We start from the raw sequence: 12914 nt of genomic DNA, 5'->3' as shown, positions 1-12914 counted from the left end.
TTATCCAGCTTGTTGGACAAGGCCCCTAGACAATGTCATCACGCACCAACCTCACGCGGGAAGATTGGATTCATGCGGCACAGGAAGTCCTGGTTACCAGCGGCGTCGACGCTGTGCGGGTCGACACCCTGGCCAAGGAATTGAAGATCACCCGTGGCAGCTTCTACTACCACTTCAAAAGTCGCGGGGAACTGCTCGAAGGCATCCTCGGCAACTGGCGCGCACGCGCCACCGAAGATGTGATTCTGCACCTGCGCAATGCCCACAGCTCGCCGCTGCAACAACTGCATCGCCTGCTCGAACTGCCCTCCCACGGGCAGACCGCCAAGGACGCCGCCTCGATCGAGCTGGGCATTCGCGGCTGGGCCCGCCGCGACAAGCAGGCGCGCCAGGCCATCGACGAAGTCGACAGCCACCGCCTGAGCTACATCGAAGGCCTGCTGATCCAGGCCGGCGTGCCCAGTGGCGATGCCCAGGACCGCGCCTACCTGATCTATGCCTACCAGATCAGCCTGTCATTGCTGCACAGCGAAGACACCCCGCAACAACGCCTGGAACGCAGCCAGCGCATGGCCGGCATCCTGATCCCCGAATCCTGCACCCTCCCCGCCTGAGCCCGGATGCCGACCTGCGTCGGCATTCATAAAAATACATAAATGTATCTTTCAAAATCACAAAGCAGCACGCGCACTGGGTGCCGAGCTTTTCAGATGAAAAATATTATTTTATTTTTTTATCTAAAAACAACAACATAGATCAGAACACCGCCTTTAAACAAACCGTTACAGCGGCGCCTATTGACAAAGCGCCCACCCTCCCGCGTAGTCTATACATACACATTCACATGTGTATTTTAAAGCTGTGTATGGCGCTCCCTCAGGCTTATCCACACGACAATAAGAATAGAAAACGGGTACCTCACTATGCACTTGCATGCCCCCCTGCGCACGGCCACACCCTGCGCGCTTGACACCTCGCCCTCTCGACGACAGCACCCCGGCACGGCATTGACCGGCGCCCGCTGGCGCACACCTTCGCCTCCCTTCCCTACCGCTCGCTGAGGGCCGCTCATGGATATCTCGATACTGGCGTTTCTCGCCCAGGACGGCCTGACCACGGGCGCGATTTATGCCTTGGTGGCGCTGGCCCTGGTGCTGGTGTTCTCGGTGACGCGCACCATCCTGGTGTGCCAGGGCGACTTCGTCACCTACAGCGCCCTGACCCTGGCCACCCTGCAACTGGGGCTGGTGCCCGGCACCCTGTGGCTGCTGCTCGGCTGCTCGCTGGCCGCCTGCACACTGGACAGCATCGCCGCGTTGCGCCGTGGTCAATCGCGCCGGGTGCCCGGCCTGCTGGCACGCTACCTGGGCTTGCCGACGGTGCTGTGGGTGGTGCTGGACACCTTCGAGCTGGCCGGTTTGCCGGCCGTGTTGCAGATCCTGCTGACCCTGGCGCTGGTCACGCCGCTGGGGCCGCTGCTGTATCGCCTGGTGTATCAACGGGTGGCCGAGACCTCGGTGCTGTTGCTGCTGATTGTATCGGTGGCCGTACACATCACGCTGGTGGGTATCAGCTTGCTGATGTTCGGCGCAGAAGGGGTTCGCACCGATGCCCTGGCCGAAGCGGTGTTCATGCTCGGTGAGCTGCCGGTGGGCCTGCAAAGCCTGTTGGTGATCGCCAGCGCCCTGCTGCTGATCGGCCTGCTCTACGCGTTCTTCGGCCACAGCCTGTATGGCAAGGCCCTGCGCGCCACGGCACTGAATCGCAAGGGCGCGCAACTGGTGGGCATCCCCACACAGCTGGCCGGCAAGGCGGCGTTCGGCCTGGCGGCGTTGATCGGCGCCATTTCCGGCGTGCTGATCGGCCCGCTGACCACCCTGTACTACGACTCGGGCTTTCTGATCAGCCTCAAGGGGTTTGTCGCTGCGATCTTCGGCGGCCTGGCCAGTTACCCGATTGCCGCGGCCAGTGCGTTTTTCGTCGGTGTCCTGGAGAGCTTCGCCAACTTCGGCGCCTCGGCCTACAAGGAGGTGATCGTGTTCACCCTGGTGATCCCGGTACTGCTGTGGCTCTCGTTGAAGCACCCTCACCTTGAGGAGCAACACTGATGATCCGTCGACTGATCCCCCTGTTCGCCCTGCTGCTGCTGGCGGGCCTGGCACCAGTGCTGCTGCCGACCTTCCATGTCACGCTGCTGAATTACATCGGCCTGTACAGCCTGGTCGCCCTGGGCCTGGTGCTGCTGACCGGCATCGGCGGCATGACCTCGTTCGGCCAGGCCGCGTTCGTCGGTATCGGCGCCTACGCCAGCGCGGTGCTGACCACCCAATATGGCCTGTCGCCCTGGCTCGGTTTGCTCGCGGGCCTGGCGATTACCCTTGGGGTTGCCACCAGCCTGGGCCTGTTGACCCTGCGCCTGGCCGGCCACTACCTGCCCATCGGCACCCTGGCCTGGGGCCTGGCGCTGTTCTATCTGTTCGGCAACCTGCCCGGGCTGGGCGGCTTCGGCGGCCTGCAAAACCTGCCGAATATCAGCCTGTTCGGCTGGCAGGTCCGCGACCCGGCCGACTTCAGCCTGCTGATTGGGCTGTTGTTGGCGATCAGCCTGTGGCTGCTCGACAACCTGCTGCACAGCCGTCAGGGCCGCGCCATCCGCACCCTCAAGGATTCCGCCGGCATGGCTGAGGCGATGGGCATCGACACGGCGCGCAGCCGCTTGCAGGTGTTCATCATCGCGGCCCTGCTCGCGGCGTTGTCGGGCTGGCTGTACGCGCACCTGCAACGGGTGGTCAATCCCACGCCGTTCTCGGTGGTGATGGGTATCGAGTATCTGTTCATGATCGTGCTCGGCGGCGTTGCCAGCCTCTGGGGCGCACTGCTCGGTGCAGCCCTGCTGACCCTGATCAAACAGGTGCTGCAAGACGTACTGCCACAGCTGTTCGGACACGCCGACAACGTCGAGATGATTTTCTTCGGCGTGCTGGTGATCCTGGTCCTGCAATACGCCCGTGGCGGCCTGTTGCCATTGCTGAGCGGCCTGTTCCCGAGGGCACAACCCCGCCCGTTGCCCGAGCCCCCGGCCCATGCGCTGCCCCGCCGGACGATGCCCGCCAACGGGCAGCCGTTGATGGTCGCAGAAGGTCTGCTCAAGCAGTTTGGCGGACTGGTGGCCAACAAGGACATGGGTTTGACCGTCAATGGCGCCGAAATCACCGCGCTGATCGGTCCCAACGGCGCCGGCAAGTCGACCCTGTTCAATCTGTTGTCCGGGGTGCTGGCGCCCAATGCCGGCCAGATCGTTTTTCTCGGCCAGCGCATCGACGGCCTGTCGCCGCGTGCCATCGCCCGACTGGGCGTCAGCCGCACCTTCCAGCACGTGCGTTTGTTGCCGGACATGAGCGTCCTGGAAAACGTCGCCCTCGGCGCCCATGCCCGGGGCAAAGCCGGGCTGCTGCGCTCGATGCTGCATCTGGAGCGCGAAGAGGAAGCCGCCCTGCTGGCCGAAGCCCGGCGCCAGATCGAACGCGTGGGCCTGGGCGCCGCCCTGCACACCCCCGCCGGCAGCCTGCCGTTGGGCCAGCAGCGCATCGTCGAAATTGCCCGAGCGCTGTGCAGCGATCCCCTGTTGCTGTTGCTCGACGAACCCGCCGCCGGACTGCGCCATGGCGAAAAGCAGGCACTCGCCCACCTGCTCGAACAACTGCGCAGCGAAGGCCTGGGCGTGCTGCTGGTGGAGCACGACATGGAATTCGTCATGGGCCTGGCCGACCAGATCGTGGTGATGGAATTCGGCCAGCGCCTGGCCGGAGGCACGCCGCTGCAGATACAGCAAAACCCTGCGGTGCTTGCCGCCTACCTTGGAGGTGTCGAATGAGTCGCCTGCTGGATGTACGCAACCTGACGATCAGCCACGGCAAGGTCGAAGCGGTACGCCAACTCAACCTGTGCCTGGAGGAAGGCCAGATCGTCAGCCTGATCGGCCCCAACGGCGCCGGCAAGACCACCTTGATGGCGGCGCTGATCGGCCTGCTGCCAGCACAGGGCCAGGTGAGTTACGCCGGCCAGCCGCTGCTGGCGCACCACGACGTCGCCCAGCGCATCGACAAGGGCATGGCGCTGGTGCCGGAAAGCCGCGAACTGTTCGGCCTGATGAGCGTCGAGGACAACCTGCGCCTGGGCGCCTTCAGCCGTCATCGACGTGGCTTTCGCGACCACCAGAAGACCCTCGACGAAGTCTTCGGCCTGTTCCCGCGCATGTACGAACGGCGCAGTCAGCCGGCCTGCACCCTGTCGGGCGGCGAGCGCCAGATGCTTGCCATCGGCCGCGCACTGATGGCCAAGCCGCGCTTGCTGATGCTCGACGAACCCAGCCTGGGCCTGGCCCCGCGGGTGATCGGCGAAATCTTCACGATCTTCGAGACCCTGCGCCAGAGCGGCGTGTCGATCCTGCTGGTCGAGCAAAACGCCCGCGCAGCGCTGAAGATTTCCGACTACGGCTACGTGCTTGAAGTCGGGGAAATCGTGCTTGAAGGCAGCGCCCAAGCCTTGGCCAACAACCCCCAGGTGGCCGAAATCTACCTGGGCCGCCCACCCACCCGAGCCGCCATGGAGGTCACCAGCGCTACCGGCACGTAGCGCCCTGCCACAGCCTTTGCCACACCATAAAAAAAATATCAGGAGCGTGTATGAGATCGATTTTTCCCTTGCTGTTGCTGGCCTCACTGTCTGCCGCCGCACAGGCGGACATGACCGTCGGCGTGATTCTCTCCACCACCGGCCCCGGTGCCTCGCTGGGTATTCCCGAGCGCAATACCGTGGCCCTGTTGCCCAAGGAAATTGCCGGCCAGGCGGTGAAATACGTGGTACTGGACGACGGCAGCGACAGCACGGCCGCCGCCAAGAACGCGCGCAAACTGGTGAGCGAAAACCGTGTCGACCTGTTGATCGGCTCCACCACCGTGCCCACCTCGGCGGCCGTGGCGCAAATCGCCAAGGAGAGCAAGACCGCGCAGATCGCCCTGGCCCCATTCGCCCCGGCAAGTGGCGAACAGACCTGGATTTTCACCGTCGCCCAGACCAACACCTTGATGGCTGAGGCGCTGATCGAGCACATGCAAAAAGCCGGCGTAAAAACCCTGGCGTACATCGGCTACAACGATGTGTGGGGCGAGGACTGGCACAAAGTGCTGAGCGAGATGGCGCCGGCGGCAGGCATCCAATTGGTGCGAGACGAGCGCTTCAACCGCACCGACTCGTCGGTCAGCGGCCAGGCCCTGAAGGTCATGAGCAGCAAGCCCGATGCGGTATTGATCGGCGCCACCGGCACACCCGCGGCCCTGCCCCACACCGAACTGCGGCGCCTGGGTTACAAGGGCACCATTTACCACACCCATGGTGCGGCCAACAGCGCGTTCCTGCGCATCGGCGACAAAGCCTTGAACGGCGCGATCCTGCCCGTGGGGCCCGTGGTGGTGTGGGACAAACTGCCGGCCAGCCACCCGTCCAAAGCCATCGCCAGCCAATACGCGCAGGATTACCAGGCCCAGTACGGTGCCAACAGCCTGTCGCCATTCGGCGCCTACCTGTACGACGCCATGCGCCTGGTGGAGGCCGCCGTGCCGGCCGCGCTCAAAGGCAGCACACCGGGCACGCCAGCGTTTCGCGAGCAACTGCGCGACCAGCTTGAGCAGACCCGCAACGTGGTCGGCACCCACGGCGTGTACAACCTGAGCGCCACCGACCACTTCGGCCACGACCAGCGCGCTCGCGCACTGGTGACGGTGCAGGATCAGCAGTGGGTCCTCTTGCATGCCCCTGAATAACCCCGACAACAATAATAAAAAGGCAACGTCCATGAGTACTCTGAAACGGGTTCACACCACCCTCGCCCTCGGTACGCTGTGCAGCATCAGCCCCGCGCTGCTGGCCCAGGGTTTTATCGAAGACAGCAAGGCCACGCTGACTTCACGCAACTACTACTTCGACCGCGACTACAAAGGCGACTCGGCGCAATCGGCCACCCGTGAATGGGCGCAGGGCTTCATCCTGCGCTTCACTTCCGGTTATACCCCTGGCACCGTGGGGTTTGGCCTGGATGCCCAAGGCCTGCTCGGCTTGAAACTCGACTCCAGCCCCGATCGCACCGGCACCGGCCTGCTGTCGTACAACCCGGTTAATCGCCAGCCGAACGACAGCTATTCAGAACTGGGGCTGACCGGCAAGGTCAAGGTATCGAAAACCGAACTGCAGGGCGGCACGCTCGCGCCGAACCTGCCCATCCTGTTTGCCAGCCCGACGCGCCTGCTGCCACAGACCTTTCGTGGCGCCCAGCTCAAGTCCCAGGACATCGACAACCTGACGCTCAATGCCGGCTGGCTCGACCGCATGAACCAGCGCGATTCGACCAACTACCAGAAGATCACCCTGGCCTCGCCCAACCGGCGCTTCAACGGTGCGGCCGAATCGGACAGCTTCAGCTTTGCCGGCGGCGACTACAAATGGTCCGACGCTCTCACACTCAAGTACTACCACGCGGAACTTGCGGACATTTATCGCCAGGACTTCGTCGGGTTTATCGACAATCGCCCACTGGGCCCGGGGCGGGTGAAAACCGATGTGCGCTACCACATCAGTGGCGAGGACGGCCCCGCCAAAGCGGGCAAGGTCGACAACCGCACCTTCGGCGTGATGAGCACCTACAGCCTGGGCGCCCACAGCCTCGGGCTCGGTTACATGCAACTGAGCGGTGACACGGCAATGCCCTACATCGCCGGTTCAGAACCGATGGTGGTCAGTGAAGGCGCCTTGAGCAGCGAGTTCCTCAACCCCAAGGAACGCACCTGGCAGGTCCGCTACGACTATGACTTCGCCGCCCTGGCGGTTCCCGGGCTCAAGGGCATGCTGCGGTATCTGGACGCCAGCCATATCGAACTACCGAGTGCATTGGGCGGCAGTGATCGCAACGAGAGCGAAAAAGACATAGAGCTGTCTTACGTGGTGCAGAGCGGCACCTTCAAGAACGTCGCGTTCCGCTTGCGCCATGCCTGGTACCGCAATGACTTCGCCCCTACCGCTTCGTTTCGCGATGACAACGAACTGCGGGTGAACATCGATTACACCTTGGCGCTCTGGTAAAGCCTCAATAGGTTAACCCGTTGCGAAACACCCCGGCTTTGCGGGGTGTTTTGCGTTGAGGCTTACTCGGCCGCGTTGATCAGGCCGATGGAGGAGTAGACGTTGCCCGGGGCCAGATTGCATCGCGGCCCGCGCAGCCACACAATTTACTGAATTACCGTTACCCGACCAACCGCTGCAGCGCAAACGGCGCCATCGCCGCCGACATCTCCCCCGTCAACACCCACTGCGCAATCGCCTGTCCGAACAGCGGCGCGAACTTGAAACCATGCCCGCTCAACCCTGCCGCGACCATCAACCCCGGCACGCGCGGGTCCGGGCCGAGCAGCGGATTACCGTCCGGCGTGTCGTCGAAGAACGACACGCGGCGCCCGATCGGCTGTGCGCCCAGTAAACGTTGCACGCGTTGCGCGGCGCGGTCACGGTAGGCCAACACCTGAGTGTCGCTGAAGGTGCCGTCGAAGGCATCCGGGTCGATGGGCGCCCCTTCGGTGCCGCCCAGCGCGCCGATCACGTAGCTGCCGGGGCGATCCGGGCGCAGGTAGAAGCCGACGTCGCGGTCGCAGTAGCCCGGCATCGGCTTATCCGCGCCGCAGACCTCGAGAATGCCCACGCATTGCCGTGTGGCGTGGATCGGCAGCGGCGCGCCGCACTCGGCGGCCAGTGCGGCAGCCCACGGCCCGGCGGCGTTGATCACATGGCTGCTGGCGATAAACCCGCAGTCGGTCTGCACGCCGATGACGCGGCCGGCCTGGCGCACAATCCGCCGCGCCGCCCGGCCCTCTTCGATCACCGCGCCCAGGGCGCTCGCACCGGCGGCAAAGCTGCGCGCGGTAAGACGCGGGTCGCAATAACCGGCGTCCGGTTCGTAGACCGCGCCCGCCAGGCCATCGGTGTACAGGTCCGGCACCCGTTCCCGTATCTGCTCGGGGCAGAGCCATTCAAGCGGCGCGCCCGCTGCCCGCAGACGCGCGACATTGGCCTGGGTGGTCGCTTGCGCGTGCCCGGCAATACCGGTCAGGAACCCCGTGCGCTGGTAGCCGCATGCGCCGGGATAGTGCTGCGGCCACTCGCGATAGGCCCGCACACCTTGCGTCGCCAGGTAGCTGAGGGCGGGGTCGGAATAATAAGCCCGGACGATCCCCGGCGATGCGCCCGACGAACCGCTGGCAATCGCGCCTTTATCGAGCAGCCTGACCGACGCCCCGGCCCGCGCCAGGTGCCAGGCTGCGGCGGTGCCGGTGGTGCCGGCGCCGATCACGATAACGTCGGCGTATTCATGCATCGCTGGTGGCCCCGGCAAGCACCACGCTGGCCGGCAGGCACGGCGCCAATGCGGCCGGCGACAGCGGCGCAAAGCGCGGGCGCGCCGAGGTCTGCGGGCGTGGCTGCGAGGCAGCGCGCAGCGCCTGGATCAGCGGCAAACCGTCATGCCCCAGGCGCTGCCACAGGTACTCGGCCAGGCGCGGCATGATCGGCGCGGCCAGGTACGCCAGGCCCTTGAGCCACAGGTAGGCGTGGGCGGGCTGCGTGACGTCCAGGTCGGGGCGTTGCATCCATTGATGCAGCACGTCCCAGGCTTCGCGCACCGACACAGCGTCCAACCGGAAGGCCTGCCCCAACCGCGTAACGGCCAGCTCCAGGGCCGGCCACAACGCCGGGTCGATGGACTGCGGCCGCGTGTGATCGAGGGCGGCCAGCGCCAGGTCGATGCGGCCGTCGAGCGCACCGGCCAGGTCCACATTGACCACCTCGACAAACTCCTCCACGGCGAAGTTGGTTTCGCCCTGTTCGGGGCTTTCGCGGCTGAGGAAGTAACGCACCGCGTCGCTGGTCGCCGGGGTTTTTTCGACGATATCGGCGGCCCACACCACATGCAGGCGGCTGGTGGAAAACTTCGCGCCTTGCAGGTTGTAGAAGTAATTGGTCAACACGTAATCGAATGAGCGGTGATCCTGCAACGCATCCATCACCGCGACACTGCCGGCCAACAGCAGCACCGCGTTGTCGATGCCAAAACTGACCAGCGTCGTCACCTCGCTGCTGCACAGCATGGCATGGCCGTGCTCGGGCGCCTGTTCCTGGGATCGGTCGGCGCAGGTCAGCGCATACTCCCAGCCCGACTCGAACAGCGCGCGCGGGTTGCCGAAGCGGTCCGCGCTCCAGGCAACGCCCCATTCCCCCGGCGCGGTCAGCCGCACCCGGCCGTTTTCCCGTTCCAGGAAGCGCGCAATCACCTCGACGATCGACGCCGGCGCACCGGAGGTCGCCATGCGCTGCAGCAACTGCTCGGGGTGGGCGACGGTCAGAAACAGGCTTTCGACCTCAACCCAGTGCAGGGGGCTGTCGCCCATGCGCGGTTGCGGGTCAAGCATGGCTTCCGGGCGAAACAGTGCGCCGCAGGCTTCGCAAAAATAGCCGCCCGCCCCCGCCCGGCAATACGGGCATTGCCCCAGCAGCCAGGCCCCCGCCATGTAGCGCCGGGTGTCCGGGCAATACAGCACGCGTTCGACCACGCTTTGCGTCACCCCGAGCGCCACCAGGCGCTCCACCGTGCGCTGGGCATTGCGCGCATGCTGCTGCGCATAGGGGCCTTGCACCAGGTCGAGGAAGTCATCCACCTCGACATCCAGCGCGCGCAGGTCATGGGCGATTTGCCCGTGATAGTCGCGCACCACGGCTTCGGGCGTGCGCTGCTCTTGCAGGGCCTTCCACAGCACATAGGAGTCGAAGCCGTCGACCGCCGAGACCACGTCGACACGATGGCCCTGGCTACGCAGGTAGCGCCCCAGCATGTCCATGCGCAAGTACGGCCCGGCGATATGCCCCAGGTGCAGCCTGCCGTTCGGAGTGGGCGGGATGGGCATCAGGAAGAAGGTTTGCGCGGCGATAGCGGTCATCTTTTCAATCCATCGAAACAGTAGAAAGGGTGGGTTTGGCGGTAGCGGGCGCATCGGGCCACTGGGCGACGAGCAGGTCCACGGCTTCGCGGGCAATGCCCGGTGCCAGGCGGAAACCGGCGCCGCTGCCGGCGCCGGCAAACACCAGGTTCTGCCCGGCGTCGAAGCTCACCTGCGACTCTCCGCCGGGGCTGTAGCTGTCGCAGAACACCCGGCCGCCGCGACAGCGGGCCACCAGCTCGGGCAGGTAGTGCGCCAGCGTGCGGGTGGCCACCTGCACATCGTGGCGGTTGATTTCCAGTGCATGTTTGCGCGGCGCAACGTCCCATTCATCGCACCGGAAGCTGAACAACCACTGGTTACGCGCCGCCAATGGCATCAGGTAAGCGTCGGATTGCGGCAGGAACAGCGCCGCGGCGTTGCTCGGCGGTACGCCGTCGATATGCAGGGCCACCACCTTCTTCACGCGCAGCCCATGGCGCGCGGCAAGCGCGTCGAACGGCGGCTCGCTGACCCACGGCCCCGTGGCAACCAGGGTGCGGCGGGCGCGCAGCGTGGCGCCGTCGGCCAGGGTGATGCGCGTGCCGCTGCCCAGCGCATCGATCTGCTGCACGCCTACGCCTTCGATGCAGCGCACATGGGCACTGGCCAGGCTGTGGCCGATCAGCAACCGCGCCACCAGCGGTGGCTCATAGCTTTCGGCGGTGCCGCCACGCAACAGGCTTTCGTTCGTGCCAACGTTGAGTGGGGCGCCCAGGCGTGAGCCCAGGTCCGCCACGCACAAGTCGGCGGGCTGAACCGGCGCATCGACCAGGGCCTGCTCGATGTCTGCGCTAAAGCTGCGTTCGGCCAGCCAGTACACCGGCGCCTGGGTGGTGCGGATGCCCAGGCGATCACGCAGGGCCCGATACAGCTCGGCGCTCTCCCCGGCCAGGCGCCGTTCGCGCGGCGAGCGGCCGGTGGCCAGCAGCACACCCGCCGAATGGGCGGTGGCCCCGTCGCCGATGCGGTAGCGGTCGATCAGCAGAATCTGCCAGTGGGGATAGCGTTGCGTCGCATGATGCAACGCCCAGGCACCGATAATGCCGCCTCCGACAATCACCAGGTCGAAGTGCTGCGCCATGCTCATGCCCACCACACCGAAAACACCTGGACCTGGGTCATGCCGTTGTTGCGCGCGAAATGCGGCCGCCAGGGCGCGAAATACAGGCTTTCGCCATTTCTGACCGCGTGCCAGGTGCCGTCGTAGCAGACGTCCAGCTCCCCGCCGCTGATAAACCAGATTTCGTTCACGGCGTGCTTGTCTTCGTCGGTCGCGCTGTGTGGCTCGAGGGTGAAACGCGATGACTGGATCGGCGCATTGGCCAGTTTGCCGGCAAAGTGGTGCAGGTACAGGCGCACGCCTTCCGGCGCCACGGGCTCCTCGGTTTCTCGAATCACCGGGGCATTGCCGTTGGGGGCAAGTGTGATGGGTTCCATGACCGGGCTCCTGGGTCTAGTTGGCGAGAGCGGTCAGGCGATCGAAACGCGCATCGCCGACCTCGTCGAATACTTCGTTGGCGCCCCATTGGACGAACGCCTCGGGCTCATCCAAGTCGTACAGGGCTTGCCCGCTGACGCTGTTGATGATGTTCGCGCAACGCCAGGGGATCAGGCCCAGGTTCGGGTCGGCGATGCCTTTCTGGCTGCGCGCGGCGTTTTGCACATAGATGGCCGAGCCCTGCGGCCCATCCCAGGCGACGGAATAGTCATCGTTGAAGACGTACTCGCCGTTGCATTGGGTAATCCGTGATTCGAGCGCCGCCAGGCACGCCGGCATCTGGTAGGCATAGCCTGTACACAGCACCGCGGTGTCGGCACTCAGTTCCTCCTGCACCTGGCTGTGCCCGTGCGCTATCGACAGGCTCCAGTGATGCGGGCGCTGCTGAATCGCGGTCAACTCGCGCCCGGGCAGCAGGCGAATGTGACAGGGGTGCTGCAAGACGTGCTTGAGCTCGTACAGGCGGCGATAAATCGACTGCAACAACGCTTGGGAAATGCCGTCGCTCGCCAGTTTCTGCTCGACCAGCAATGGCCGGCGCACGGCCTCGGGCTGGGCGAAAAAGTGGTCGCTGTACTGCGGGGTGTAGAGCTCGTTGGTAAACGGCGACTCATCCAGCGGCGAAAAATTCCAGCGCCGCGAGACCCAGGTCACGCTGGCGGGCAAGGCGGCGGTGTCGGACAGCAGGTGCTGGATGATTTCGGCCCCGGTCTGGCCGCCACCGATCACCACCACGCGCTGGTCTTTGAAGCTGCGCTTGCGGGTCATGTACTGCGAGGAGTGAAACAGCGTATCGCCCAGATGCGCCTGCGCGCACGCCGGGATCGACGGTTGCTGCCCGGTGCCCAACACCAGGTGGCGCGCCGGCTGCGCCCAGGTATCGCCCTGGAGCAGGAACAGGCCGTTATCGAACGTCACCGAACGCACTTCGCTGTTGAAATGCAGATTCGGCAGCTGGCTGCACGCCCAGCGGTAGTACTGGTTGAACTCGCGGCGCAGCACCTGCTCGAAATGCGCGTTGATAAAACTGAGCAGCTGTTTTTTCTGCGCCAGGTAAGCGAGGAATGACAGCGGGTTGGACGGGTCCACCAGGCTGACCAGGTCCTTGAGGTAATGCACCTGCAGTTTGGCCTCGGGCACCATCATCCCCGCATGCCATTGAAATTCGCTGCTGCGCTCGAAGAACGCTGCGCTAATGCTCGGTTTGGGCTGGGCCAGCGCCGCCAGGCTAAGGTTGGCCGGACCGATGCCGATCCCTGCCATATCGACAACTGCAGGTGCAGAACGCAGATTCATGATCATTATCCCTATTGATGATGTTTTTCAGGTGCAGCGACGCT

At 64.9% G+C, this 12914-nt stretch carries 11 protein-coding genes; 6 read left to right on the top strand and 5 right to left on the bottom strand.

Features of this window, described 5'->3' with window-relative positions; translation table 11 throughout:
- The first annotated feature begins 32 nt into the window (after positions 1-32).
- The 6 genes from C5F70_RS08585 (at position 33) to C5F70_RS08560 (ending at position 7134) form a co-directional block, all read left to right on the top strand.
- Entirely contained in the window at positions 33-614 is a 582-nt protein-coding gene (locus C5F70_RS08585; RefSeq protein WP_017847303.1) for a TetR/AcrR family transcriptional regulator, read from the top strand.
- Positions 615-1070: 456 nt separating this feature from the next.
- Positions 1071-2108 (top strand): branched-chain amino acid ABC transporter permease, encoded by a 1038-nt coding sequence (locus tag C5F70_RS08580; RefSeq protein ID WP_102618766.1) that lies wholly within the window; start codon positions 1071-1073, stop codon positions 2106-2108.
- Positions 2108-3874 carry an ATP-binding cassette domain-containing protein gene (locus C5F70_RS08575; RefSeq protein WP_104903109.1) on the top strand — a complete coding sequence of 589 codons (1767 nt, stop codon included), beginning with the start codon at positions 2108-2110 and terminating at the stop codon, positions 3872-3874. The genes C5F70_RS08580 and C5F70_RS08575 overlap by 1 nt, the downstream gene beginning before the upstream one ends.
- 5 nt (positions 3875-3879) lie before the next feature.
- A complete protein-coding gene (locus C5F70_RS08570) occupies positions 3880-4635 on the top strand; it encodes an ABC transporter ATP-binding protein (RefSeq protein ID WP_226926318.1) in 756 nt (251 codons plus the stop codon).
- Between the two features lie 50 nt (positions 4636-4685).
- Positions 4686-5822, top strand: coding sequence for an ABC transporter substrate-binding protein (locus tag C5F70_RS08565; RefSeq protein ID WP_046486463.1), 1137 nt, complete (start codon positions 4686-4688; stop codon positions 5820-5822).
- A gap of 31 nt (positions 5823-5853) precedes the next feature.
- Positions 5854-7134, top strand: coding sequence for an OprD family porin (locus C5F70_RS08560; RefSeq protein ID WP_104903107.1), 1281 nt, complete (start codon positions 5854-5856; stop codon positions 7132-7134).
- Between the two features lie 160 nt (positions 7135-7294).
- On the opposite strand, the gene C5F70_RS08555 is transcribed toward C5F70_RS08560, so the two are convergent.
- From C5F70_RS08555 to C5F70_RS08535, 5 genes are read right to left on the bottom strand one after another with little or no spacing between them, the layout of a single operon-like run.
- Entirely contained in the window at positions 7295-8419 is a 1125-nt protein-coding gene (locus tag C5F70_RS08555; RefSeq protein WP_104903106.1) for an FAD-binding oxidoreductase, read from the bottom strand.
- Complete coding sequence (locus C5F70_RS08550; protein WP_104903105.1) at positions 8412-10034, bottom strand: methionine--tRNA ligase; 1623 nt, start codon at positions 10032-10034, stop codon at positions 8412-8414. The genes C5F70_RS08555 and C5F70_RS08550 overlap by 8 nt, the downstream gene beginning before the upstream one ends.
- Before the next feature lie 4 nt (positions 10035-10038).
- The gene (locus C5F70_RS08545) at positions 10039-11163 is read right to left on the bottom strand and encodes an FAD-binding oxidoreductase (protein WP_226926317.1); all 1125 of its coding nucleotides are present in this window, start codon (positions 11161-11163) and stop codon (positions 10039-10041) included.
- Positions 11160-11513, bottom strand: a complete 354-nt coding sequence (locus tag C5F70_RS08540; RefSeq protein WP_017847294.1) for a cupin domain-containing protein — start codon at positions 11511-11513, stop codon at positions 11160-11162. Before C5F70_RS08540 ends, C5F70_RS08545 begins: the two co-directional genes overlap by 4 nt.
- Positions 11514-11529: 16 nt before the next feature.
- A complete protein-coding gene (locus C5F70_RS08535) occupies positions 11530-12870 on the bottom strand; it encodes a lysine N(6)-hydroxylase/L-ornithine N(5)-oxygenase family protein (protein WP_256588375.1) in 1341 nt (446 codons plus the stop codon).
- Positions 12871-12914: the final 44 nt, after the last annotated feature.

Origin of the sequence: Pseudomonas sp. LH1G9 (assembly GCF_002949975.1) — a bacterium.
Taxonomy (GTDB): domain Bacteria; phylum Pseudomonadota; class Gammaproteobacteria; order Pseudomonadales; family Pseudomonadaceae; genus Aquipseudomonas; species Aquipseudomonas veronii.
This window is presented reverse-complemented; position numbering and strand designations above follow the sequence as displayed.